The sequence below is a fragment of the Shewanella halifaxensis HAW-EB4 genome (assembly GCF_000019185.1).
Classification (GTDB): domain Bacteria; phylum Pseudomonadota; class Gammaproteobacteria; order Enterobacterales; family Shewanellaceae; genus Shewanella; species Shewanella halifaxensis.
On sequence record NC_010334.1, the window covers coordinates 635487 to 660140 of the forward strand.

At 43.9% G+C, this 24654-nt stretch carries 22 protein-coding genes; 11 read left to right on the forward strand and 11 right to left on the reverse strand.

Annotated features, from left to right (window positions below; all coding sequences use genetic code 11):
• Positions 1-8 precede the first annotated feature (8 nt).
• Together SHAL_RS02675 and SHAL_RS02680 are read right to left on the reverse strand one after the other, a co-directional pair.
• Positions 9-620, reverse strand: coding sequence for a hypothetical protein (locus tag SHAL_RS02675; RefSeq protein ID WP_012275655.1), 612 nt, complete (start codon positions 618-620; stop codon positions 9-11).
• A gap of 87 nt (positions 621-707) precedes the next feature.
• A complete protein-coding gene (locus SHAL_RS02680; RefSeq protein WP_041415805.1) occupies positions 708-1904 on the reverse strand; it encodes a hypothetical protein in 1197 nt (398 codons plus the stop codon).
• 514 nt (positions 1905-2418) lie between these two features.
• On the opposite strand from SHAL_RS02680, the gene SHAL_RS02685 reads away from it, so the two are divergent.
• The gene (locus SHAL_RS02685; RefSeq protein WP_012275657.1) at positions 2419-3198 is read left to right on the forward strand and encodes a radical SAM protein; all 780 of its coding nucleotides are present in this window, start codon (positions 2419-2421) and stop codon (positions 3196-3198) included.
• Positions 3199-3213: 15 nt separating this feature from the next.
• Here the strand turns inward: SHAL_RS02685 and SHAL_RS02690 are convergent, their stop codons facing one another.
• The 4 genes from SHAL_RS02690 to SHAL_RS02705 form a co-directional block, all read right to left on the reverse strand.
• Positions 3214-4152, reverse strand: coding sequence for a LysR family transcriptional regulator (locus SHAL_RS02690; RefSeq protein WP_012275658.1), 939 nt, complete (start codon positions 4150-4152; stop codon positions 3214-3216).
• Complete coding sequence (locus SHAL_RS02695) at positions 4149-5081, reverse strand: LysR family transcriptional regulator (RefSeq protein ID WP_012275659.1); 933 nt, start codon at positions 5079-5081, stop codon at positions 4149-4151. The genes SHAL_RS02690 and SHAL_RS02695 overlap by 4 nt, the downstream gene beginning before the upstream one ends.
• Positions 5082-5672: 591 nt before the next feature.
• Positions 5673-6713 carry an outer membrane beta-barrel protein gene (locus tag SHAL_RS02700; protein WP_012275660.1) on the reverse strand — a complete coding sequence of 347 codons (1041 nt, stop codon included), beginning with the start codon at positions 6711-6713 and terminating at the stop codon, positions 5673-5675.
• A gap of 241 nt (positions 6714-6954) precedes the next feature.
• Positions 6955-7791, reverse strand: coding sequence for a mechanosensitive ion channel family protein (locus tag SHAL_RS02705; RefSeq protein WP_012275661.1), 837 nt, complete (start codon positions 7789-7791; stop codon positions 6955-6957).
• A gap of 211 nt (positions 7792-8002) precedes the next feature.
• On the opposite strand from SHAL_RS02705, the gene SHAL_RS02710 reads away from it, so the two are divergent.
• A complete protein-coding gene (locus SHAL_RS02710) occupies positions 8003-8461 on the forward strand; it encodes a hypothetical protein (protein WP_012275662.1) in 459 nt (152 codons plus the stop codon).
• 98 nt (positions 8462-8559) lie between these two features.
• Here SHAL_RS02710 and SHAL_RS02715 read toward each other — a convergent pair whose 3' ends face one another.
• Positions 8560-8775, reverse strand: a complete 216-nt coding sequence (locus SHAL_RS02715; RefSeq protein WP_012275663.1) for an HP1242/YdcH family protein — start codon at positions 8773-8775, stop codon at positions 8560-8562.
• Between the two features lie 495 nt (positions 8776-9270).
• On the opposite strand from SHAL_RS02715, the gene udp reads away from it, so the two are divergent.
• Positions 9271-10029, forward strand: coding sequence for a uridine phosphorylase (gene udp, locus SHAL_RS02720; RefSeq protein ID WP_012275664.1), 759 nt, complete (start codon positions 9271-9273; stop codon positions 10027-10029).
• A gap of 77 nt (positions 10030-10106) precedes the next feature.
• Here the strand turns inward: udp and SHAL_RS02725 are convergent, their stop codons facing one another.
• Positions 10107-10859 carry an outer membrane protein OmpK gene (locus tag SHAL_RS02725; RefSeq protein ID WP_012275665.1) on the reverse strand — a complete coding sequence of 251 codons (753 nt, stop codon included), beginning with the start codon at positions 10857-10859 and terminating at the stop codon, positions 10107-10109.
• A gap of 395 nt (positions 10860-11254) precedes the next feature.
• Here SHAL_RS02725 and SHAL_RS02730 point away from each other — a divergent pair, with 395 nt between their 5' ends.
• The 4 genes from SHAL_RS02730 (at position 11255) to SHAL_RS02745 (ending at position 14412) form a co-directional block, all read left to right on the forward strand.
• Positions 11255-11734 carry an NfeD family protein gene (locus SHAL_RS02730; protein ID WP_012275666.1) on the forward strand — a complete coding sequence of 160 codons (480 nt, stop codon included), beginning with the start codon at positions 11255-11257 and terminating at the stop codon, positions 11732-11734.
• Between the two features lie 28 nt (positions 11735-11762).
• Positions 11763-12692: an SPFH domain-containing protein gene (locus SHAL_RS02735; protein ID WP_012275667.1), complete on the forward strand. Its 930-nt coding sequence runs from the start codon at positions 11763-11765 to the stop codon at positions 12690-12692.
• Positions 12693-12694: 2 nt separating this feature from the next.
• Complete coding sequence (locus SHAL_RS02740) at positions 12695-13630, forward strand: SPFH domain-containing protein (protein ID WP_041416225.1); 936 nt, start codon at positions 12695-12697, stop codon at positions 13628-13630.
• A 332-nt stretch (positions 13631-13962) separates the two neighbouring features.
• A complete protein-coding gene (locus SHAL_RS02745) occupies positions 13963-14412 on the forward strand; it encodes an NUDIX hydrolase (RefSeq protein ID WP_012275669.1) in 450 nt (149 codons plus the stop codon).
• Between the two features lie 41 nt (positions 14413-14453).
• On the opposite strand, the gene SHAL_RS22355 is transcribed toward SHAL_RS02745, so the two are convergent.
• A complete protein-coding gene (locus tag SHAL_RS22355) occupies positions 14454-16538 on the reverse strand; it encodes an EAL domain-containing protein (RefSeq protein ID WP_012275670.1) in 2085 nt (694 codons plus the stop codon).
• A gap of 364 nt (positions 16539-16902) precedes the next feature.
• On the opposite strand from SHAL_RS22355, the gene SHAL_RS02755 reads away from it, so the two are divergent.
• The 3 genes from SHAL_RS02755 to ubiA all read left to right on the forward strand — a co-directional run bounded on the left by SHAL_RS02755 (position 16903) and on the right by ubiA (position 20569).
• Positions 16903-17256: a RidA family protein gene (locus tag SHAL_RS02755; protein ID WP_012275671.1), complete on the forward strand. Its 354-nt coding sequence runs from the start codon at positions 16903-16905 to the stop codon at positions 17254-17256.
• A 141-nt stretch (positions 17257-17397) separates the two neighbouring features.
• Positions 17398-19563 (forward strand): DNA helicase II, encoded by a 2166-nt coding sequence (uvrD, locus tag SHAL_RS02760; protein WP_012275672.1) that lies wholly within the window; start codon positions 17398-17400, stop codon positions 19561-19563.
• A 142-nt stretch (positions 19564-19705) separates the two neighbouring features.
• A complete protein-coding gene (gene ubiA, locus SHAL_RS02765) occupies positions 19706-20569 on the forward strand; it encodes a 4-hydroxybenzoate octaprenyltransferase (RefSeq protein ID WP_012275673.1) in 864 nt (287 codons plus the stop codon).
• A gap of 111 nt (positions 20570-20680) precedes the next feature.
• Here the strand turns inward: ubiA and SHAL_RS02770 are convergent, their stop codons facing one another.
• Positions 20681-21583 carry an alpha/beta hydrolase gene (locus SHAL_RS02770; protein WP_223296234.1) on the reverse strand — a complete coding sequence of 301 codons (903 nt, stop codon included), beginning with the start codon at positions 21581-21583 and terminating at the stop codon, positions 20681-20683.
• A gap of 313 nt (positions 21584-21896) precedes the next feature.
• Positions 21897-22475: a nucleoside triphosphate pyrophosphohydrolase family protein gene (locus SHAL_RS02775; protein ID WP_012275675.1), complete on the reverse strand. Its 579-nt coding sequence runs from the start codon at positions 22473-22475 to the stop codon at positions 21897-21899.
• 542 nt (positions 22476-23017) lie between these two features.
• Here SHAL_RS02775 and nhaC point away from each other — a divergent pair.
• Positions 23018-24547 carry a Na+/H+ antiporter NhaC gene (gene nhaC / locus SHAL_RS02780; protein ID WP_012275676.1) on the forward strand — a complete coding sequence of 510 codons (1530 nt, stop codon included), beginning with the start codon at positions 23018-23020 and terminating at the stop codon, positions 24545-24547.
• Positions 24548-24654: the final 107 nt, after the last annotated feature.

Genomic DNA, 24654 nt, shown 5'->3' on the forward strand with positions numbered 1-24654 from the left:
AGTCTTATTTAGTTGCGTTTTAAATGCGGGCGAACATAATTTTCTAACTTTTCAACCGTTGAGTTTATAGCCACTGTGATCTCATCATTTTCTTCAAACATCGATTTCCAAACACGATTTTTCATCGTTTTACCTAAGTCAGAGTTACACTTGAAGTTTTCATTATCCTGCATTTCGTTATCAACAACTGCCTGCATTCCAACACGTAACAATCGTGCATTCTTTCTAAGTTCTTGCACAAGTTGTTTAATCTCAGCCCCCCATAGAGCTTCTGCTTCTAAACCCTGTACCTCCAATTCCTGTACAGCTTCAACCACAGGCTTCCATCTATTAGAGAACACATATGACCAAGACTCTGCTTTGTATTTTGCTGCTCTATTCATTGGATCATAGTTTGCTGGAAATTCACTGGGTAAAGTCATTGGAGAACGAGAATACTCAATCTCATCTCTAAATTTATATACAGCACGGATAAGCTGTCTAGACACTTCGAAATCTGCTTTCCCCTTTAACTCTCGAGCCCAATTTTTTACTCCATAAACAGCTACAGATACTGTTCCTAAAGCACATAAACCCAATACTATATCTTTAATTAATGTAATAATTTCATTGATAGTCAAAGAATATTCTCCATACTAACGCTGAGTTAATGAACTAGTTGCTGCGAAGCAGCGCTTTTGGCGGCTTATCCATTTATGTTATGTATTTTACTTAAAAACCCACTCAACTCTAGATAAGTCTTCTGATGAAAATCTGGAATCTAAATGGGAAACCATATGCTTGTTCATGGCTCGGTCACCAATAATGAATTTAAATTTAGTGTTAAATTTTCTTGTTTTTGCCACACAGTCATTAATAAGAATATGTAAATTGCTAAAGTGCATATGTGTACTAATCAGATCTATTTCCACTTCTTCACAGTCGTGGTTAATAGCTCTAAAAACATCTGAAGACAAAGAATGAATTGAATGCGAGGTAAATATGAAACATGGATTATCTGTTTGGTGAGGTAACAAATTATCTAAAAATTTAAACGTTAGGATATTGCTTTTATCATACTTATATGAACATTCAACAGAGTCCTTATATATTTCTAAAAAACACTTCAGACTACGAATTCCCAAACCATGATATTCTTCAACTACAAAATCTAATGAGTTAAACCTCTTTCCATCATACTTTAGTTCAACCTGACCATTGTTAGAACATACAGAAATGAAGTTTCCTCCACCGTGTTGCGTTGCATTTTGTGCCAACTCGGCCAAAACTTTAGTAAAGTCTAACCTAGTTTCTGAAGGTATAAAGCTAGACGTCCTATTTAAATGTTCACTTAACCCTTTGATTTCATTGTCACCCTTGATTTTCAGGGTTTTATCATCCTTATTTAATATATATTCATGAATTTCTTTGATTTTATTTGAGTCTTCTATCTTAAACCAGGTGTTGTACAATCCAGACTCTTTTAATTGGTCAAGTAAATAATCACCATCCCAAAGTATTATATTACCCGGATCTATAGCGTGCTCTTTCGACCGCTCAAGCTTCCATTTATCAAACCATTTATGTTGTTCTTTATTTAGCGTTATTGGTAATGCTATATACCATTTCTTTACTGAATATTTGTCATTATTAATTATACTGTCAAATGAACTTTTCATTTGTTGTTTTTGAGAACTAAAGAAACCATCAATAAAGAATTTACATTGGAATACTTCTAAGCTTTTATCGAATATTCCATTACCAACAAAAATATCAATACCATCATCACCATTAGAAACTTCCACTTCATACGCTCGATTAGGATACTTATTCCTTAATAAAGCTCCGCAAACCTTTTCGAAGGCAGCTCTAGCTCCTTCCTTATTGCCATACATACCCTTAAAATCGTTCCAATCTCTTTCCACATTAGTCTCCCTAAAATACATAGCAGATTATTAGCGATAATCCCGTTAAACACTCTGCTGTAATTAGCGGTATCTCGTCAAAACAAACATTTATTTACAATAATATTAATAAGTTAGCACTAAGGTTTGTTTCGGGCAATGAGCTTTTTAGATGGGTAAAGCCAAAATTTAGATAATTGAGAATTTTCTGGTCTCTTTAAATTCTATGAATTTGAAGGTAAACGTAATTTTTTCAAGTGTTTAGGTTGTGGAGTTAGTTGGGGTAAAATTCAAACTTTAGGTAACGAGAAGGAAAATTGTTCTGGGGAAATAACGCCTTAGGTTGATCGCTCCAAGACGTGCCAGGACATGAATGTATTGGTATGGGGGTCAATAAATAGTATATGATTATTATCGATATACTACACAGTGTACTATTTTATTTTGACTTTAATTACTGTAAATAATGGGTTTATATACTGGCACTCTTACTGTGGTACGAATATATTACGTCTTTAGGGGTGATACTTAGCACATGTATACCGAGCCACAGAAGCGTTTTCGAGCACAAAAAGCGGACAAGATTGAACAAGATCTTATCGCGGTCGCCAACTCGCAGGCACATATCTCACGGGTGTTTTTAGCCGATGGTGACGCTATGACGCTTCCCTTTGCACGCCTTGAGGCGATCTGCTTATTGATAAAACAATACTTGCCTAACGTGACGCGAATAAGCAGTTATTGCTTGCCACGTAATATCGATAATAAGACCCCTGAACAGTTGCAGCGCTTAAGAGAACTTGGACTCACCTTGCTCTATATCGGCTGTGAGAGTGGTGATGATGAGGTGTTAGCGCGCATTAATAAGGGGGAAACCTTTGATTCCTCATTGGCGGCATTACTGAAGATCAAAGCCGCGGGGATTAAAGCCTCGGTGATGATTTTAAATGGCTTAGGCGGGGTTGAATTGTCCAAGCTGCATGCCGAAAACTCAGCCAAGTTGATGAATGCGGCGCAGCCTGAATACCTGTCGACCTTAGTCGTTACCCTGCCGCTGGGTACTGAGCGGATGGACAAGGCTTTTGGCGGCCACTTTCAGCTGCCGAGTCAGGCGCAGCTGTTTGAAGAGATGCATATTCTACTGAGTAAGCTTGAGCTGAATAAAACGGTATTTCGTTCGGATCACGCCTCCAATTACTTGGTGCTAAAGGGCGTGCTGGGTAAAGATAAGCAAGCTCTCGTTGCGCAGGTAGAAGCTGCGATGAATACGCCGAGTAAAATTGAATTACGGCAGGAGTGGCAAAGAGGGCTATAAGTCTAGCCTGTTGATTTAACCTCCACCTCTTTGCAGTTGTAGTTGGCTGACAATATCTAGGCATTGGTCTTTAAACCATTGGATCAATGGGTCTTTGTGTACTCTTGCGTGCCAGTAGAGGGTGCTGTCTAGCTGAGGTAGATCGGTGAACACGACTCCCTTTAATTGTGAGCGCCATTTTGCAGAATGGAGAACACGCTGAGGCAGAAAGCCAACATGTTTTCCGGCGAGTAGCCCCTGTAATAAGACTAGAAACGAGCCCGTCGCAAAGGTGATTTTCCGCTGTAGTTGGTGTTGTAATGCAAGTTGAGTGATCTCTATCTCGACTAAGTTAGAGGCTGAATATTCAGCCGTATCATAGGAGAAAATCTGCGCCAGTGTCGGTTGTGCAATTTTGGCTAAGGGATGCTTTAGACTGTAGGCGGCGCAGTAATTATCGGTGCTGATATGGCGGCCATGAATATTCGCAGGAGGGGCATCTGTACCCGCTGCAGCGATGTCTATCTCGCCAGATTCTAGCAGCGAAAATACATCTCTAGGCTTGTGCACAAACTCGAGTTCAACATTGGGCGCAAAAGCGAGGATCCTGTCTAGCATCATGGGGATCATGGTCTGGGTGAGATCATCCATAAATGCGATGCGGATCACCCCATGACTTTCCATAGGATCGAAAGCGATCTGCGAGATCAGTCGATCGCTCATCTGCAGCCATTCGGTGAGTGAGGCATATAGTCTCAGAGCCTTGCTGGTGGCACGAATGCCTTGACCCTGTTTTACAAACAGGGGGTCATCGAACATATTGCGCAATTTCTTTAAGTTTTGGCTCATGGCAGGCTGGGAGATGTCTAGCCTGTCTGCACTCTTAGATACACTCTGCTCCTCAATCAGGATCGCTAGGCTTAGCAATAAGTTGAGATCGCACTGTTGAATAATTTTTAAGTCAGTTGGATTCATAGGGCTTGTTCTAAGGGAAAGTGTTTATGAAAAAGCGTGACCAACTGACGTCTAAACCACTGCTGCAGCTCTGGCGCTCTTTGGTGACGATCCCAGCAAATTTTGAGCTCGAGATTGATTGGCGAGCCGAGCCAGTCAAAATTTTTAGTCTCATCTTCTGCTAGGATCCCCATGGCGAAATGAGGCAGTAGGGTGACGGTATTATTGGTTTGCAACGCATAAAGCAGCGTGCTTAAAGAGTTCGTTGTCAAAGCGTATGCCGCATCGAGTGCATCTAGGTGTTCTAGCGCTTCAATCGAATGCAGCTGGTTATGCTCTTGAAATTGGTAGCGTAAGAGTTTGATAGCATCTTTATCTGCATGGATATTTTGCTTGTTGGTCACTTTATGGGTGACCATTTGCCATGGAGCGAGACCTATGGGCTCACTGACAATCGGGCTTGGCACATTGTCGTAGAAGCCGATGACCGCATCAACTTGTCCTCGTCTGAGTAACTGAAAGCCATTGGCGTTTTGCGAGATATATTCCAGCTCAATTCCAGGGGCTTTTTCGCTCATCAGCTCGATTAATGGGGCGATAATTAGCTGGGCCGTCACATCACTCATAATAAAGCGTATTCTACCCTGGGCCGTTTTGGGGGTGAAGTGTTCGGCTTCTAAGATGCGGGCGGTTTTATCCAGAAGAGGAGTTAACTCTAATGCGATAGCTTGAGCCTTGTTGGTTAAGGTCATGCCGTTATTGCTCTTGAGCAGCAGGGGATCGGCAAACATTAGGCGTAAGCGTTTTAGCATCTGACTCATTGCCGATTGAGACAGACCCAGTTGCTTAGCAGCATTGGAAACATGGGCCTCGTTGAGCAGTACGGCCAGTGCCAGCAATAGGTTTAAATCGCAATTTTTCAGTCGTTCAAGATTGAGCTGAGTTAGCATTATGTTACCTATCTTCCATTATCAACTTGACTATAAACGATAAATTTCAGCTTGAATAGGCCATGTTGGTGTGAGTTGATGTGGAGTGAATGAAGCCGTCCCTGGCTTATGGTTATCCCTGTTTTTGCTCTTATACCAATCAGTATAAGAAGTTGATCTACTCAGAGCGCTTTTTGGCAAACTAATTCAAGGCGAATAGTTGAAAGAATGGTTATTCCCTTGTGAAGCTTTTCAACGCAGAAGTCGGCAGCCAAAAACGCTCCAGAATGGCGAGTTTTAGTGGCTCTGATGCTGCGTTAACGAGCTTAACCGTAGAATAACTATGCTCTTCACTCGTTGCCTTGCCTCATAACCGCTAAACTCTCGCTGAGCGACCAAATCTTTATTCTGATTGGTATTAGATTAAGTGCAATTTGTCCCTGCATACTTCCTTGGTAAGTATTCACGTCAACCGTCCTAGTTAACGTAAACCCTACACCCTTAAACCTTATGCCAAGGGGCATGACAAGATTTAAGGGATCCTAGTGTATCGTTTCGCCATCCTAGCGACGTCGGGTCCCTATTGGTGATACTAATTTTGTAAAGTTCAGCTTAAGAAGCTAATACTTTTTCTTGGCTTGTTAGTGTCACTATTACGCGGCGCTCTAGTGCGCGGTCTTTACGTAAATTAGCGTGGGCATCTTGCTCACCAACGGCTTGAGTGTCGATTTTTTTCACCTCTACGCCGTGAGAAACTAAGTAGGCTTCTACGTGCTGCACACGCTTTTCAGATAGCTTAAGGTTGTATTGGCTATCACCTTGGTTATCAGATTGACCATTAAGCAAGATAACGTCTTGATCTTTGCTCTTTGATAGCTGGATAACCTGGTCTAGCTTGGCCTTGGCTGCGCTAGTTAGCTCTGAAGAGTCGAAGCTAAATAGTACGGCTACGCTGCTTTTTTCAGTGTGAATTTCATACTTAGGCTCAGGCTTTGGTTCTGGGCGAGGCATTGGCTTAGTCTGCTTTTCAATCACAGCCGGTAGTACAACTGCAGTTGTGGTCGCAGCTTTAACACCAAAACGGTAAGTTAGCTGTAGACCCACTGTCTGTGCGTCCATGTTTGCCGTGTTCCATGCCGTTTCATCGATATTGGCAAAGCGGCGGTACTTAGCTGAAATAGCTAAAGAATCGGTGATGTTGTAACCCACACCCGCACCAAAGTAAGGAGCGGTATCGGTAGCACTCACATATTTATTAGCACTCATTTGGTGTGCTAAGTGATATTGATAAGCACCCGCTTCACCAGTTAAGAACCACTTTTCAGACAGTGGTAAGGTACCCACAACGCCAAGAGTAAAGCCGTCAACGTCAATCTCTTGGCTGCCGTCTAAACCACCCCAAAGGTGAGTGTCATCGTTAGTGCCAAGATCTTGCCAACCCGCTTCGAAGGCCAAGTATTTGTTTAGCTGATAACCTACTAGGGCGTTCCAAGCTAAATCGCTGTCGTCACCTAGGTGGCTAGCGGCGTCAACTGACTCATAGTTGCTTTGACCTGCGCCTGCACCTATGTACCAAGTGTTATCGATATCGGCTGCATTGGCATAGCCGCATGTACCCATTAATGCTAGTGCAATTAGTGTCTTGTTCATCATGTTATCTCCAGTGAGTTTTAATTCGTCTCTCATTTCAATGGAGCGCATTTTGCGGGATCGGCTAAATTAGAGCGATAGAGTAAATGCAATAATGATTATTTGCCTTACTTATGATTAGGTCGTGGCAAAACGTCGAAAGTCACAAAAATGCGAGTGTGTGGGCTTTTTCCATAAGTAGATTGGATGATGAAAAATAGCAATAGATAGCGGCGAATCTTACGCCGCTATGGGGGTAATTAACTTAAGACTGCTGAATATGGATCTGCTGAACGGGGTAGGGGATCTCGATATCGGCCTCTTTTAGTGCTTTAAATAGTGCTGCATTGGTTTGGTATTTGTCTTGGTAATAACTTTGGGTCGCAACCCAATAGCGAATCCCTATCTCAATCCCAATACTGTTAAAGTCATTTACGCCAACTTGGGCTTTAGTGCCTTGATAGACTCTTGAGCTATCACTCAAGACTTTAGTGAGTAGGGCGATGACCTGCTGTGGCTCGGACTGATAACTGATATTAAATTTGGTTTCGACCAGCTTATTGGCGAAGGAGTTATGTAAGATCTCACCGACGATATGTTTATTGGGTATATTGATCTCTTCACCTTCCTCGTTGGTTAGCACTGTCATACCAAGGTGAATATCTTTAACTAAGCCGCCGACCCCTTTTATCTCGATGGTATTACCAACAATAAAGGGTCGAGTGACAATAATTGTAATTCCGGCAGCATAGTTAGATAGCATTCCCTGCAGTGCTAAACCAGCACCGAGAGAGGCTGCACCAATAGCGGCCACCATTGGAGTGACGCTAATACCTAGCTTGCCTAAGGCTATCACCCCCACCATCACGATAACTAAGATGCGGACGAAGTTGCTGGTAAAATTACTGAGGGTAATATCTATTTTGTGCTTTTCAAAAATACGCGTGACGAGGTTAGCCGCTTTCGCCGCAATCCACAGGCCAATTAAGAAGATGATGACGGCACCAAGAATACTAAAGCTATATTGCACCAGAAACTCAGTTATCGCAGTATAAGCATTTTGCAGTTGTGCAATCTCTTGGTCTAGCCCTTGATCATTCATTTATCCAATCCTCTATTAAACGCTTATCAATTAGCTTACTGACAATAAACAATTTTGTAACTCAGTATTTGCGTGTATGTGAGTGGTTATGAGTACATTTTTCTCCTAAGCCACTTAGCGTGAAGGGGATCATGCTTTGCCATTAAGTTTACTGTTGGCCCCCAAAGAATAGGTTACTCTTCTCGTTAACTTTAATCTGCCGAGTTTAATTATGAGAGCACTTATTTTTGTTTTATCTAGCCTATTGGCCACGTCTGTTTGGGCAAACACGTATCAGGTTGGTGATCAAATTACTGATATCAAGCTGCAAGATCAGAATGAAGCGCAATACCAAGTAGATAGCAGCACAACTCGGGTTTTATTTAGTCGTAGTATGGATGGCGGCACGGTTATCCAAGAAGCGCTAGAGGCTGAGCCTGAGTTGGTGAAAGATAATAGCTTGGTTTATGTGGCTGATATCAGTGGCATGCCATCTTTGATTGCACGCTTTGTTGCTCTGCCTCAGTTTAAGAAGTTCCCTTATAGAGTTGCGTTGGATAATGAAGGTGAACAGACTAAGCCGTTACCTGCGCAAAAAGATCAAGCGACCTTGGTTGAGCTTAATAATAACCAGATAACTAAGATTGCTTTCTATGAGACTGCCGATGCTCTGTTAGCAGACTTGAAATAGCACCACTCGCGTTCTAAATCTGTAAACACACTTCAGAATAAGACGCTAACTTGATGCAAAAAAGGGCGCTTTGCGCCCTTTTTAATATTCTTATTCGGTTAAGCCGAATGCCCCTTCAAAATATCGTAGATCTCTTCTTTTAAATGTAGTTTCTTTACTTTTAGTTCATGCACCTCTGAGTTGTAGTCGCTAGCGATGTTTTTTTCCAGATTTTTTATCTCCTCATCGAGTTCGTTATGTTTGTGAAACTTCTTCTGAAAGTGGCTATCAGATGTCTTTAGTTGGCTGATAAGTTCTCTGTACTCTGGAAACATGCAGGCGTCCTTTTTAGCTGTTTTTTCGGATAGGTCATTTACTACAGTTTTAAACTAGCGTGATTTAGTATGGCCAAACGTGATATCGATCAAATTGTGAACGATTAACCTTGTAGGCTGGAACGTTGCGATTCTTATGTTGTTATTCTTCCCTAAAAAGCCCTCAAATAAGCAGATCTTAAAGCCTATGAGCTCAGGTCTAGAGCGAGTCGCAATATATAGCTAAACAGTTGCTAATGTTTGTTTTATTCATTTGAAGATAGTGGTTATGGTTTTGGTCTTATCTATAGCTGTCACCGCTTTTTCATCGCTGGCAGTATGCTGAGTAGCTGCTATATTCTAGCTCAGAGTTTTAATTGATTTAGTAACTAGATTACGACAAATCATTTACTCTTGGCGGGTAAAGTGTGATCAGTTTAACCTTTTTAGCGTCGAGACTAGGTTAAAGTCGCATTAATTAGATTTATAAATTCAAAAATGAAAGGGGTTTTCACGATGTCTGATGTATTTCATTTAGGCTTAACGAAAGAGATGTTAGATGGTGCTAGCTTAGCGATCGTACCAGGCGATCCAGAGCGTGTTAAGCGTATCGCCGAGTTGATGGAGAATGCGACATTTTTAGCGAGTCATCGTGAATATACCAGTTACTTGGCATACATAGACGGTAAGCCTGTGGTTGTGTGTTCAACGGGTATTGGTGGCCCATCGACATCGATCGCCGTTGAGGAGTTAGCGCAGCTTGGCGTGCGTACTTTCCTACGTGTCGGTACCACTGGTGCGATTCAGCCACATGTGAATGTGGGCGATGTGATTGTGACTCAAGCATCGGTGCGTTTAGATGGTGCAAGCCTGCACTTCGCGCCGATGGAGTATCCAGCTGTAGCAAACTTTGAGTGTACAACCGCTATGGTTGCCGCAAGTCGCGAAGCAGGGCTTGAGCCACATATTGGTATTACAGCATCATCAGATACCTTCTATCCAGGCCAAGAGCGTTACGATACTGTTTCGGGTCGCATAACACGTCAATTCAAGGGGTCTATGCAAGAGTGGCAAGACTTAGGTGTTTTGAACTACGAGATGGAATCTTCGACGCTATTTACCATGTGTTCTTCACAAGGTTGGCGCGCGGCATGTGTTGCGGGTGTGATTGTTAACCGTACTCAACAAGAGATCCCAGATGAAGCGACAATGAAGAAGACTGAGGTCAGTGCCGTTTCTATCGTCGTAGCGGCAGCTAAGAAGCTACTCGCATAAGCTTATGTTTATGCAGTAAAAAAGGCGCTATATGCGCCTTTTTTGTTGGTCTATAACACTCGCTTTCAAAATTGAGATTAGAAGTGATACTTAGCAATCACCGAAAAAGTGTTTTGCTCGATACCATCGACGCCATATTTGTTCTTCCAGTAATCGTACTCGATACCGACAAATAGCTTGTTTTTTTGATGCTCGCCTAGCATGACCGCACCTAAGTCATACTTAAGTTGTGGATTGAAGTGGAAGTTAGTTTCGTAAACAGCTTCGTCAGCTACGAATACCCAATCAATGAAACCGTCGAAGACAATATTTGAATTGCCAATAGGGAAATCCATTCTAAAAGCAGGCGTTAACTGCCAACCATCACTGATATTATCGCTACTGATTGCATGTCGACGGTAAGTATTAAGTTGGAAGTAGCTAAAATATGGGATCTTAATATCCATACCGACGCCGTACAGGAAAGCTTTAACAGGGCCTTCCCCCTCTTCCAGTGTGAGTGCTAGCGATAGATCGGTCACTGGACCAAAACCCACTGTTTTACCTAAAATTTTGCCAGCACTAAAGCGAGTCGAGATCTCTCCATAGGTGGTGTTGTCTTTGCTGACATTTGAGCCGTTAAAGTAAGTCACGTCTTGGAAGGCAAACCAGTCGCCATATTTCCAATCACCAGCGGTTTCAAAGGTTAGGGTGGTCTGTTTTTCTGATGGAGCTAGGTCGTAGTTTTCACCGTATAGCGCAGTGACACTTACATCCCACCAGTTAACCATATTGTCTGCCATTGCTGTTGGGCTCACTAGTAAAGCCAAACAAAGTAATTTGTTATTCATCGTAAAACCTTTTATTTTTATGAGATCTCAGTGCGTTAGATTTAACACTAGAGCTAAGCATGTCTGTCGCTGGCGGGGAATATAGGCGCAAAGTGAACAATGTTCAAAGTATTTGTTGTGGTTTTTTGGTGATGACATTACGGTGACGCTATAACACCATGATAATCCTGCTTATTTTTATAGTCTTGACCATGTGGCATTGTCTTTTAACGAGAACTTGAACACTCGTGGTATGAGTCATAAGCTCAAATCAAAGGCATGTTAGCCAGTGACCTAGAGGAGTTCAACCACCTGTGTTACAGTCCTTAGATAGAGGCTTGTTGACATAATATGTCGCACAAAACTTGTGCAGCTGATATAGTCATTGTTAGGCTCTTTCATTTTTTGGGGGAAATATGGAGTTTTCAAATCCCATTCTAATCTGGGTATGTATCGGCATTTTTCTTATGCTGACAGAGATCATTTTACCGGGTGGTATAGTGATCCTCATAGGTGCGGCTTGCTTGGTTGTCGCAGGCGCCTTGGCTATAGGTTTAGTCGAAGGCATAGTGCAAAGCTTAACGCTTTGGTTTATTGCCGCTATGGTTCTTTTACTGGTTTTTCGCCAGATCACACAAAAGTTGGTTGGCGGAGACGCCCACATCGACAATACCGATGAAGAGTTGGATATTTACGATCAGCTCGCTACTGTCAAACAAACTATTGGCCCGGCACAACAGATGGGGCGAGTCGAGTTTCAGGGCTGTGAATGGTCTGCACTGGGAGATGGTAGCGAGATAGCTGCTGGCTCTGTAGTTCGGATTATCTGCAGAGATAATATTGCGTTAGTGGTTGAGCCTATAAAGGCTGAAGATGAGCACTGCGCAGAAAAGTAATGGGTTTTAGTCAGGAAAGGATCTCTCTATGTTTGCATTTACACTCTTTGTTTTATTCGTCTTTTTTATTCTCTATAAATTGCTGCTAATTGTACCTATGCGTGAGGTCAACGTGATTGAGCGCCTAGGTAAGTTTCGTACCGTGTTGCAACCTGGATTTCATTTTTTAATCCCGTTTTTTGACCGCGTGGCTTATAAGCATGAAATCCGTGAACAAGTGCTCGATGTACCACCACAAAGTTGTATCTCAAAAGACAATACTCAGCTAGAGGTCGATGGTCTTGTTTATCTGAAGGTGATGGATGGCAAGCTTGCCAGCTATGGTATTGAAGATTATCGCCGCGCGGCGGTAAACCTAGCACAAACCACCATGCGCTCAGAGATAGGTAAATTAAGCCTAAGCCAGACATTCTCAGAGCGAGATAGTCTCAACGAGTCGATTGTGCGCGAAATCGATAAAGCATCGGATCCTTGGGGGATCAAGGTACTGCGCTATGAGATTAAAAATATCACCCCATCGCGTAAGGTCATCCACACCCTAGAGAAGCAGATGGAAGCGGAGCGCAGTAAGCGCGCCGAGATCACCTTGGCAAATGCAGAAAAAGCCGCGATGATTAATCTATCTGAAGGTGAGCGCCAAGAAGCGATTAACTTGTCTGAGGGTGAAAAACAACGCCGCATCAATGAGGCCAAAGGTACCGCGCAAGAAATTGCAATTGTTGCTCGTGCGAAGGCTGAAGGTATGGAGTTAGTGTCTGCTGCGCTGGCTAAAGATGGCGGTAACGAAGCGATGAATATGCAGCTAAAAGAGCAGTTCATCACCCAAGTAGGTAAGATTTTGGCTGAGGCAGATGTGTCTGTTGTACCAGCAGAACTGGCCAAGATTGAGGGATTCTTCGAAGGCATGGAACAGGTCACTAACGCAGTGTCAGCCAACTCAGTTAAGGGAGCACGCTAATGATGATTGCAGGAATTGATACCGATCTAATTGTAATGGGCATTTGGGGCCTTATCTTTGCCATCTTTGTGGTTAAGCTATTTCAATCGATTCGCTTAGTGCCTACAAAGTCGGCCTATATCGTGGAGCGTTTAGGTAAATATCACTCAACCTTGGATGCGGGCTTTCACGCTTTAGTGCCATTCGTCGATAAAGTGGCTTATATACACGATCTAAAAGAAGAGACGATTGATGTGCCACCCCAGGAGTGCTTCTCATGTGATGAAGTGAATGTAGAAGTTGATGGGGTTATCTATATTTCAGTGGTTGACCCAGTAAAAGCCAGTTACGGCGTTACCGATTACCGTTATGCGGCGATTCAGTTAGCGCAAACCACCACGCGCAGCGTGATTGGTACCCTAGATCTAGACCGTACCTTTGAAGAGCGTGACGTGATTAGCGCCAAAGTGGTTGAAGTGCTGGATCAAGCGGGTGCACTGTGGGGTATTCGAGTACACCGTTATGAAATTAAAAATATTACTCCGCCTGAAACGGTTAAAAATGCCATGGAGATGCAGGTCAATGCCGAGCGAGAACGGCGTGCATTACTGGCCAAGAGTGAAGGTGATAAGCAGAGTAAGATTAATCGCTCTGAAGGTATCAAAGCGGAAACCATTAACCACTCAGAAGGTGAGATGCAGCGCCGAATTAACGAGGCTGAAGGTAAGGGGGAGGAGATCTTAACCATTGCACGAGCCACGGCAGAGTCGATTGAGCGTATGGCCACCGTTATTGCGGCGCCAGGCGGAAAAAACGTGGTGCGTATGCAGTTAGGTGCGCAATACCTTAAACAGCTCGATGGCGTCAGCTCTGGCCAAAGTAAGGTTATTTTACCCGGAAATATGATGGACTTTGACCACTGGATGAATAGTATCGGACTAGAAGAGACTCCTAAATAACAGTCTGAACTATTGCTAAACATGCTAGCTTCTAAAATGGGAGTTAGCATTTTTTATGGGTGACAGGTACCAATCGGTCGTTTCATAAGGAAAGGCACCATGGCGTTTGAAGATAAGTTTAGACTCATACCAATCAGTATAAGAAGTTGATCTACTCAGAACGTTTTTGGCAAACTAATTCAAGGCGAATAACTGAAAAAATGGTTGCTCCCTTGTGAAGTTGTTCAACGCAGAAGTAGGCAGCCAAAAACGCTCCAGAATGGCGAGTTTTAGCGGCTCTGATACTGTGACTCTTAAGGAACAAGCCCTAGTTCAACTATGCTCTTCACTCGTTGCCTTGTCTCAGTGCCGCTAAACTCTCGCTGAGTGACCAAATCTTTATACTGATTGGTATCAGTAGTCACGCGGTGATTATAAGTAAGGATTTGCCTGAACCGAGTGTGCTGTTACTCAAAGCTGATTATGGCAGTGGTGCGTGGGGAGTCCCCGGCGGTGCTTTAGATCCAGAAGAAACCATTCATGAGGCGTTATTGAGGGAATGTGTAGAGGAGCTTGGAGTACTGGTGCAGATTAACTACCTTACAGGAGTTTATTATCATAAAGCCTACAACTCACGGGTATTTATTTTCTTGTGTGAGCTGCCACAAGCTGCCCAAATATGCTTGAGTGATGAGCATAGCGAATATCGATTTGCTCCGATCTCTTCGCTACCAGATGTTCAAAAACAAAGAGTTGAAGACTGCCTTTATTATAACGGTACCGTGATTAGCCGTAAGTATTAGTCCAGACTAGATCTGACATATTAGCCGTATATTTTTAATCGCTAGACGATGTTTAAGGCTTCAGACTCTCCTTGAAATGTGTTCTGTTCATGCATTTTTCTATAGCGAGAGCCAATTTTTAATAGCTCTTTTAGCGGCACAGGCTTGCTGATCAAAAAGCCTTGAGCGTAATCACACATCATAAAGCTTAACTCATCGAGTTGTTCTTGGGTCTCTACTCCCTCTGCAATAACTCTAATGCCTAAAGCGTGAGCCATCTCGATTGTGGCGATGATAAGATCGTTACTCTTATCGTCTTTATTCATGTCATGAATAAAGCTGCGATCGATTTTCAGTATGGTAAATGGGTAAGTTTTTAGATAGCTAAGAGAAGAATACCCAGTACCAAAGTCATCCATTGATATATAGAAGCCTGCTTCACTTAACTGCATGAGTGCACCGAGTGTATAAGCATGACCACTGAGTAGTACTCCTTCTGTGATCTCTAACTCAAGATCACTAGGATGCATACCTAGCTTCTCAACCTTATCAATGATCGTTTGTACGAGTTTGGGATTTCTAAATTGGCGAGGTGATAAGTTTATTGCCACTCTAAACTTGTCGTTAAACTTTCTCTGCCAAATGTGTGCAGTTTCTAATGCTTGTTGTAGAACAAACTCGCCCATAGGTTCAATCATGCCGGTTTGTTCGGCAATTGGAATAAACTCAGCCGGAGAGACACTGCCTAAAGTTGGGTTATTCCAACGCAATAGCGCCTCGGCCCCCATTATACTGCCATCCCTGATATCGAGTTGGATCTGGTAGTGTACTCTGATCTCACCGCGCTCTAAGGCACCATGGATCTGTTCTTCGATAGCAAGACGACGAGAAACCTCTTTATTCATTGCGTGGGTGAAGTATGAGTAGGTATTTCGGCCTATGCTCTTAGTGTGGTACATGGCGGAATCAGCATTTCGTAATAATTCTGAAGGGGTTTCACCATCGTTAGGGTAGATAGCAATCCCGATGCTGGCGGTGAGGATAAGTTGTCGGTTGTCGATATAGAATGGCTTCCTAAAGCCACCGATTAGGTTTTCAGCAATAGGCTGAGCATCATTAGCGCTCGAGAGGCCATCGAGTAAAATGATAAATTCATCGCCACCTAAACGCCCTACAGTATCTTCTGCTCTAGTCGTTTTTAATAGCCGCTCCGATGCAGTGATAAGCAGTAGATCTCCAGCCTCGTGGCCTAAAGAGTCGTTAATTTTTTTGAAGTCATCTAAATCAAGAAAGATGACCGCCAGCATTTTACCGCTTCTTTCACTGGACTCAACTAATTGCTCAAGACGCTTCAAAGCCAAGAAACGGTTGGGCAGGTCAGTTAACGTATCATAATGGGCTTGGCGGCGGATCAGTTCTTCTGCTTCTCGGCGTTCACTATTGTCATAGAAAGAGATGACTGCACCATTGACGTGGCTATTTAAGGTTAGAGGCTGTGAATTATATTCGACAGGAAAACTGCTACCATCAGCCTTCCAAAAAATGTCTTCCTTAATATTTTCTAGATCTTGGATTGATGACTCAGTATTTGGTGACTCGGCTCTTTGGTTAACCAGTTGCTGCATATTGGATTTAAGTAATTGCGAAGGGTGACTATATCCGAGTAACAGAGCGCATTGAGGATTTGCAAAGATGCACAGGCCTTTATTATCCACGGCATAAATCGCGACAGCAGTGGAATCTAAGATGGCAGATAGAAGTTGTAAATCATCTTTTAATGTCATTATGGTTTGAGCTTGTTCTACTTCTACTTCAAGTTGGACATTTTTACTGACCGTTCTGGCGCTTAATTCTGTTTTTCTCAGTTGATTTAACTGCGCGGTTTTATGATCCACTTTCAGGCTTAATTCATTGGTATTTAATGGAGCTTCGCTTAGCGTGCAGGCGTGCTTGTGTTGATTATAAAAACGGCTGAAAATGACACCAAATACGATGATATTGGCTAATGGCAACAGTATCGTAAGTGGTAGTGTAGAGCTCTGAGCTGGGAGACCCAATAGACAAAATAAGCCTATGCAGGCATTAAAAATGACCATGGTTAGGCAAAGATAACCTGAGTTGATCGGGAAATTTGTATTTGTTTTCATATATTAACTACCACTGCTGCTACGAGAGAATAATTGAGCCTCAGAAATCGTTAACAAGGCTGCCGCAGATCGGATATGAGCTAAAAGGGTAGGGTTGAAGGCTGAATGCAATTGGTAAAATAAGAAGCTGAGCTTGGTATCTGGATAAGCCATATTTAGTCCCTTAAAAATTCAGAAATCAAATCCGTTGATTATCTATCGCATTAAGTATAGGACTTAAATCTACAAATGGTAAATAGCCATAAATGTAACAAAACGTCAGATGACCCCTTAAATATTTTTCAGCGATAAATCAGATGCTAATCAATAGAATCTTATTTAGAATGACACTAACAATCCAATTAATTGAGTAGCAGAGTTAAAAATGACGATAGAAAGAATTGAAACCGCCGCCCGAATGAGCCGTATTGTTAAACACAATGGCACCGTCTACCTATGTGGTCAGGTGGCTAAGGATGCTGAGCAAGGTATTGCCGAGCAGACACGTACCATGTTGGAAAAGGTTGATAGCCTACTAGAGCAAGCAGGCAGTGACAGAGAGCATATTCTGTCAGCAACAATTTACATTAAAGATATGCAGTATTTTGCTGAGATGAATGAAGTTTGGGACGCATGGGTACCAGCAGGGCACGCACCCGCCCGCGCTTGTGTTGAAGCTAAGATGGCCCGCGATGCGCTATTGGTTGAGATCTCTGTCGTTGCAGCCGAAAAAGCTTAATCATAGACAGCCTTCATTACCGAGGTGAAAGCTCACTTCGGTAATTCTCTCTTCTGCTTTTAACCCCTGCTCTTCGCGCGAATTCTATCCCCGAGTTCTCAGGTTCTGTTATACTGCCCGCTTGATTTTTTGGAGGCAATAATGGACGTATCTTCTTTACTCGACGGCCTAAACGACAAGCAGCGTGAAGCTGTTGGTGCACCGCAATCTAGCATGCTAGTTTTGGCGGGAGCTGGTAGTGGCAAAACGCGGGTGTTAACCCACAGAATTGCCTGGTTGATGCAGGTTGAACAGCAAAGCCCTTATGCCATTTTAGCGGTAACCTTTACCAATAAAGCGGCAAAAGAGATGCGTGAGCGTGTTGAAAAGGTCGCTGGTGGCAACATGAGCCGCATGTGGATCGGTACCTTCCACGGCTTAGCACATCGTTTACTACGCACCCATTATAAAGATGCTAATCTGCCTGAGAGCTTTCAAATCTTAGACTCAGACGATCAACTGCGTCTGATCAAACGAATTCTAAAAAGCCTTAACTTGGACGAGAAACAGTATCCGCCAAGACAAGCGCAAGGCTATATCAACGGCAAGAAAGACTTAGGTCTACGCCCATCGCATATCGATGCGGGCGGTTTCCCGATTGAGCAAAATTTACTGAAGATCTACCAGATCTATCAAGACTCTTGCGATCGTGCCGGCTTAGTGGATTTTGCAGAGATCTTACTCAGAGCCCATGAGCTATGGCTTAACAAACCACATATTTTGGATCACTACCAAGATAGATTTAAGCATATATTAGTCGACGAGTTTCAAGATACTAACGCCATCCAATATGCGTGGATCCGTGTGCTTGCCGGGTCAACGGCTAACGTGATGATTGTGGGTGATGACGATCAGTCTATCTACGGCTGGCGTGGCGCTCAGGTGGAGAACCTGCATAAGTTTTTAGCCGACTTCCCTGCGGCGCAAACCATTCGTTTAGAGCAGAACTATCGCTCGAGCGGTAATATTCTTAACGCATCGAACCAGCTGATTGCCAATAATCCAGATCGTATGGGCAAGAAGCTGTGGACCGATGATAAAGACGGTGAGCCGATTGGGCTTTATTGCGCCTTCAATGAGATGGATGAAGCGCGCTTTATCGTGGGTAGGATCACTGACTGGCAGGATGAAGGCGGTAAGTTAGAGGATTGCGCCATTCTTTATCGCTCTAACGCTCAGTCTCGAGTGCTGGAAGAAGCCTTATTACATAAGGGCATCGCCTATCGTATCTATGGTGGCCTACGCTTCTTCGAACGCCAAGAGATTAAAGATGCCATGGGCTACCTGCGGCTAATCAACAACAAGAATGATGATGCCGCCTTTGAGCGTGTGGTGAATACCCCAACCCGTGGTATTGGCGATCGCACCTTAGAGATTATTCGTACCACGGCGCGTCAGCAAGAGATGACGCTGTGGGAAGCGAGTCTTCGCTTAATCGAGGAGAAGGTCCTCAATGGTCGCGCCGCTAATGCGGTTCGTGGCTTTATGGACTTGATTATCGCCATGAGAATGGACTCCGATGAGCTATCGCTGCAGCGCACGACTGACCATGTTATTCAAACATCGGGTCTTAAGGCGATGTATGAGGCAGAAAAGAGCGAGAAAGCGCGTGCACGTGTCGAAAACTTAGAGGAACTCGTCACTGCTGCCCGTAGCTTTGTGATGCCAGAAGAAATTGAAGATATGGGCGAGCTTAACGCCTTCCTATCCCATGCCGCGTTAGAGGCGGGTGAAGGGCAGGCCGATGAGTTTACCGATGCCGTACAATTGATGACATTGCACTCGGCTAAAGGTCTTGAGTTCCCAATGGTATTTATGGCTGGTGTGGAGGAAGGTTTGTTCCCGAGCCAGATGGCAATTGATGAAGGGGATCGTCTCGATGAAGAGCGTCGTCTTTGTTATGTGGGTATGACCCGCGCCATGCAGAAGCTGTATATCACCTATGCCGAGTCGAGACGTATCTATGGCCGTGAGAGCTTTGCTAGACCTTCGCGCTTCGTTAAAGAGATCCCTGAGCAATATGTGCAAGAGATCCGTATGCGAACTCAGGTTTCAGCGCCGGCCGTTAGCAGTCGCTTTAGTAAACAAGATGATAGCTTTAATGACTCCGGCTTTAAGATTGGCCAACGTGTGATGCACCCCAAATTCGGTGAGGGCACGGTAACAAATTATGAGGGAAGTGGAGCTCAGGCGCGCATCCAGGTTAACTTTTTCGATGTTGGCAGCAAGTGGTTAGTAATCGCTTACGCTCGCTTGGAGGCGCTTTAATCAAATCGGCTCATTAACAGGCTCTCTTATAAGCAAAGTTATCGCTACAAATTATTCTCAATACTGGTTGAATACTGTTACAGCTCAGTCATAATGCGGGTAGAAGATTAAAGGCCGAAGACGTTGTAGGAGAGCCTAATAAATGAGTTTTAGGGATAAACTTGACGTTTATATGCGACTCGCGCGTATGGACCGTCCCATTGGTACCTTGTTGTTGTTGTGGCCCTGTTTGATGGCCTTAACTTTTGCCGCAGGTGGTCTGCCAGATCTCAAAGTGTTTATCATTTTTGTTATTGGTGTGGTGGTGATGCGAGCTTGCGGCTGCATCATCAACGACTATGCCGATAGGGATCTCGACTCCCATGTTGAACGCACCAAAGCGAGACCCCTTGCTAGTGGCGAGATCTCCAGTAAAGAAGCACTACTGCTGTTTGGGGTGATGGGTCTATTTGCCTTTAGCTTAGTGCTAATGCTCAACCCTCTGGTCGTACAGCTCTCCGTCGTCGGTATTATTCTTACCATTATTTACCCCTTTACCAAACGCTACACCAATATGCCGCAGATGTTTCTTGGCACGGTGTGGAGCTGGTCTATTCCCATGGCCTATGCGGCGCAAACTGGTACAGTGCCGATTGAGGCTTGGTGGCTATTTGCGGCTAACTGGTGTTGGACTGTAGCCTACGACACCATGTATGCCATGGTGGATCGTGACGATGATCTAAAAGTCGGCATCAAGTCGACGGCAATTCTTTTTGGTCGCTATGACAGACAGATAATCGCTGCCTTTCAGCTTGCGGCATTAAGCTGTTTTATTATTGCGGGCATGTTGGCTGGGCGAGGTGAAATTTATGGCCTAGGAATATTGGCCTTTATCGGCTTTGCTGTGTATCAACAGAAGTTGATTTACGGACGTGAACGCGGCCCCTGCTTTACCGCTTTTCTCAATAATAATTGGGCAGGCATGGTGTTATATATTGCACTGACCTTAGATTATTTAATCTTATAGTCTTACTTTAGATTAACTCAGTTATTATCTAAAACAGCCTGCATCTTAAAGACTGAGCGGCGGGCAGTTTAATTCGTACTAATCGAGACTGCTGTTGATAGCACTCTTTACTTAGAATCTTTCTTCTTTTGTCGTTGCAAGCTCTTGCGTGAGGGCTGTCTGGTTTCCAATGCTTTTACCTCGTTTACTGTTAAACAGCCAGTCCATCCCATGAACAGCCGTAGTCGCAAAGGCTATAGCGTGGTGAGCCTCATCGATAATCAATAGCTTGCTGTTTAAAGCCGGGTTGTTCACTTCAAGATTGTTCAGTAACGCCTTAAAGTGCTGTGCATCGGCCACCATATTGTGCTGAGAATCCCCGTCTTCACCGTTATGTTCTAAGGCACCGATACCGATAAAGACATTTGCATCTATCTCCCTGAGCGAAGCGATATTCTTTGCGAACTGAGTGAGGAACTGTCGTTTTTGCCACCAAAGAGAGGGGCTGCCTAACAAGTAATTGCTAAAAAGTTCAGGCTGCTTTAAAAGAATATAGGCGCCAAATAGTCCGCCTAAAGAGTTACCGACATAAGTGCGTTGTTCTGGAACCGTACGAAAGTTCTGTTCCATATAGGGGATGATTTTGCTCTTTAGAAAGTGCAAATGTCTATCTGCCCCGCCGGTGACTTTTTTCCAGCTGGTGTCTACGGTAGGGGTGTAGTCCCTTACTCGGCTATGATCGCTTCTAAGACCTAACTCCCATGAGATCCCGACGATAATCGTCGGTTGCATCTGTTTTGAGTTCATCGGAAAGCGGGTCACGCCAGACATGATCTGAAAGGTATACATGGCATCGGTGAGATAGATCACCGGATACTGCCTGTCTCTATTTGCCGAGGATTTATAGCCCTTGGGTAGCTTGATATAGAGCTTATAGTTGCGCTCTTTATCGTTAATTTGCACCGTATGGCTGCGGGGAATACTAAAGGGGGTGGTTAAGTGTGCCGAGGCTTCAATAACGGGTTTATTCGCCATGCACGTAGTAGGGAAAAAACTTGCTAACAGTATGCTGCAAAGCATGAGTCTAAGTAATGGGGCATTGCAGTTTCGGGAGGACATTGTCGGCTCTACTTATCCATTAGTTGTGGTAATAGCTTAACCTTTTCTTTAGGGGAAATCTCTTACATTTAGCACGATAAATAATCATTATCGGTGGCTGAGTTTATCGCTGGCGATAAAATAAAACGGCTAAGAGAAGCCAGTTAGAAGGTATCTTATAAGTCAGCAGAGCCTTTGGCTCTGCTGACTTTTGCTTAAAAGCGGACACTTTTGATCAGGAGATAAAAGTTTAAGCTTTAACTAGCTTTTCTAGATCCGCTGGGCGGTAGTAAACGGATTTTAATACTTTACCTTGGCGAACCACTTTACCCGCCATATCGACGTCTTTAGCGCACTTGGCGATGATGAAGTCGCCCTTGGTGCTGCCAACAATCTCAACACCTTGCTTGGCATAGAAAGCGATGGTCTCTTCAAGCTCTTGCTCGTTACGGCATACCTTGCTCATGTTGCTAGAATGCACTTCATCCCAGCAAGTGACAAAGTCGATTTCACGGTTCTTAGCTACGTGTAGCAGCAGGTCGATGACGTAGCTGATCTCGAGTCTATCGCTAACTTGGGTTGCGCCCAAATGTACTAGACGGCCCATCAATACATAGACAGAGTCGACGATGGCATCGGCCTGTTCTACACGGCTGTCGGCTTCAGCAAGCTCAGTAAGTTCTTCGATAGCTAAGGATGTGTGCAGTGTATCGGCTTTATCATCCAGTGTATTGCTATCCTCAATCGGTAGATCGAAAGTTGAGCGAAACTCTCGAATATCGCGATATAGGTGATCGTATAGTGGTTGATCCAAAGCGGATAATTTCATCTCAATTGTGCCTTTGCTGCAAAATAGGGTTAAGAGCCGCCATACTAAAGAACTGAAGCTATAAATGAAAGCCAACCGCTGCTTGATGCGTAGCAATCTTGCTACCTACCAGCCTATCAAATTCTGACCATCACTCCCTTGCAACCGACTTTAATAAGGTCAGTTTGTCAAAATCCCGCTCTCAAAGTGAGTGGTTCTCTATTCGCTTTTCATTGATTCTGCATAATTGTTGTATTTTTAGCTGGTTGTGAGACGGGTGGTGAATTTTTATCATTAGTCTTTCAAGGTTTTAAAAATATTATTTTTCTGCGTGGTTAGTCAGTGTTCGATGTTTTTAGTGAATAACTAGGCTTGCGCGTCAGATAAAAAGGACTGTTGTGTAATAAGGCTGGGGGGACGATGCTAGACGTTGTTGTTAATTTTATGTAAGGATATTCTTCTCGGTACGCTAAACCATTGCGGTATGGTGAACAGTTCGTAATTAAATTCGTTTTTAAAGCGAATAGAGCTGAAGGACATAATAAAAATAATAAGGATGTTTCATGAGCTCAAATAATGATCTTCAACAGTCAGAGTCTGTGACTATTGACCCTTTAGAAGATAGTCGACATACCGCTCCAACATTACTCGATGCCCTGATCCCGATAATTGCCTTGGTGATGATGCTCACCGCCGCAGTGTATCTGTTTTCATCCGACAGCTCTTACGGTGCAAACCAGATAGCCTTGATTATGGCTGGCTGTATAGGGCTATTAATTGGTTGGAAGAACGGCTATAGCTGGGCGGAAATGGAGCAAGGCATTGTCCGCAGTATCGGTGTGGCTACTGGTGCTATATTAATCTTATTTACCGTTGGGTCCTTGATTGGTACCTGGATCCTTGCAGGCACCGTACCGACCATGATCTATTACGGCATGTTGGTACTCAACCCCGAGTATTTCTATGTTGCCTGCTGCTTATTATGTGCTGTGGTTGCTATCAGTATCGGTAGCTCTTGGACGGTTGCAGGTACCTTAGGCATTGCCTTGGTCGGAGTGGCTTCTGCTATGGGGCTTAATGTGGAAATCACCGCCGGAGCCATTATTAGCGGTGCGTATTTTGGCGATAAGATGTCGCCATTGTCAGACACCACTAACTTAGCGCCTGCGGTCGCAGGAACCGATATCTTCAGTCATATTAGACACATGCTATGGACTACGGCACCAAGTATTATTATCGCCATGATAGGTTTTTTATTCTTGGGCTTTAACACCCAATCAGGCATGGATAACAATAATTTTGAAACCACTCTGTCACTCATTCAAGCCGATTTTAATCCTGGCGTTCATCTACTCTTACCCTTGCTAGTGGTATTTATTTTGGCCTGGAAAAAAATCCCGGCCTTTCCGACTGTGATTATCGGCACGATTGCCGGTGCTGTCTGCGCGGCGCTATTCCAATTTGATAATGTGGTCAAATTTGCAGATGACGAAACCTTGATGCCGGTTGTGGCATTGATTAAAGGGATCTGGGTGGCGATGTTTAATGGCTACACCGCCAGTACGGGGGATGAGGTGTTAGACAATCTACTCAGTCGCGGTGGTATGAGCACCATGATGAATACGGTTTGGTTAATTCTTTGCGCCATGACCTTCGGTGGCATCATGGAGGTTACAGGTCTGCTTAAGCGCATTTTGCAGAGTATTCTGAGTCTAGTGAAGTCCAGCGGTAGTTTGATTTTGACGACATTAGCGAGCGGTATCGGCGCCAATTTGATCACCGCCGATCAGTTTATCGCAATCGTTTTGCCGGGGCGTATGCTTAAAGTGGAATACGCAAAACGAGGCTTAGCACCGGTTAACTTAAGCCGAGCGTTAGAGGATTCGGCCACGATTACTAGCCCGCTTATTCCGTGGAACACCTGTGGCGCGTATATGGCCAGCACCTTAGGGGTGGCGACAGTGGCTTATCTACCTTACGCCTTCTTTAACTTAGTGTGTCCACTTATTAGCGCAGCCTATGCGAAATACGACTTTAAAATCGAGCGATTGCCAGAGGCTGAAGTACCACAGGCACAAGAGGCCGTTGCTTAAGCAGGCGTGAGACATTGGTAGTAGTCAGGACAAAAAAAAGCCTTGTCGGTTAGGAATCGACAAGGCACTTGGCGTAGCTATTAATCGAATTATTAATAAGCCAAATC

Bases quoted from the DNA above. Each gene is read 5' to 3' on its own strand.
- SHAL_RS02775 (WP_012275675.1), bottom strand. From the start codon at position 22,475: ATGAAATTATCCGCTTTGGATCAACCACTATACGATCACCTATATCGC.
- SHAL_RS02710 (WP_012275662.1), top strand. From the start codon at position 8,003: ATGAGAGCACTTATTTTTGTTTTATCTAGCCTATTGGCCACGTCTGTT.
- ubiA (WP_012275673.1), top strand. From the start codon at position 19,706: ATGAGTTTTAGGGATAAACTTGACGTTTATATGCGACTCGCGCGTATG.
- udp (WP_012275664.1), top strand. From the start codon at position 9,271: ATGTCTGATGTATTTCATTTAGGCTTAACGAAAGAGATGTTAGATGGT.
- SHAL_RS02730 (WP_012275666.1), top strand. From the start codon at position 11,255: ATGGAGTTTTCAAATCCCATTCTAATCTGGGTATGTATCGGCATTTTT.
- SHAL_RS22355 (WP_012275670.1), bottom strand. From the start codon at position 16,538: ATGAAAACAAATACAAATTTCCCGATCAACTCAGGTTATCTTTGCCTA.
- SHAL_RS02685 (WP_012275657.1), top strand. From the start codon at position 2,419: ATGTATACCGAGCCACAGAAGCGTTTTCGAGCACAAAAAGCGGACAAG.
- nhaC (WP_012275676.1), top strand. From the start codon at position 23,018: ATGAGCTCAAATAATGATCTTCAACAGTCAGAGTCTGTGACTATTGAC.
- SHAL_RS02705 (WP_012275661.1), bottom strand. From the start codon at position 7,791: ATGAATGATCAAGGGCTAGACCAAGAGATTGCACAACTGCAAAATGCT.
- SHAL_RS02755 (WP_012275671.1), top strand. From the start codon at position 16,903: ATGACGATAGAAAGAATTGAAACCGCCGCCCGAATGAGCCGTATTGTT.
- SHAL_RS02770 (WP_223296234.1), bottom strand. From the start codon at position 21,583: ATGGCGAATAAACCCGTTATTGAAGCCTCGGCACACTTAACCACCCCC.
- SHAL_RS02735 (WP_012275667.1), top strand. From the start codon at position 11,763: ATGTTTGCATTTACACTCTTTGTTTTATTCGTCTTTTTTATTCTCTAT.
- SHAL_RS02715 (WP_012275663.1), bottom strand. From the start codon at position 8,775: ATGTTTCCAGAGTACAGAGAACTTATCAGCCAACTAAAGACATCTGAT.
- SHAL_RS02700 (WP_012275660.1), bottom strand. From the start codon at position 6,713: ATGATGAACAAGACACTAATTGCACTAGCATTAATGGGTACATGCGGC.
- SHAL_RS02690 (WP_012275658.1), bottom strand. From the start codon at position 4,152: ATGAATCCAACTGACTTAAAAATTATTCAACAGTGCGATCTCAACTTA.
- SHAL_RS02695 (WP_012275659.1), bottom strand. From the start codon at position 5,081: ATGCTAACTCAGCTCAATCTTGAACGACTGAAAAATTGCGATTTAAAC.
- SHAL_RS02725 (WP_012275665.1), bottom strand. From the start codon at position 10,859: ATGAATAACAAATTACTTTGTTTGGCTTTACTAGTGAGCCCAACAGCA.
- SHAL_RS02740 (WP_041416225.1), top strand. From the start codon at position 12,695: ATGATTGCAGGAATTGATACCGATCTAATTGTAATGGGCATTTGGGGC.
- uvrD (WP_012275672.1), top strand. From the start codon at position 17,398: ATGGACGTATCTTCTTTACTCGACGGCCTAAACGACAAGCAGCGTGAA.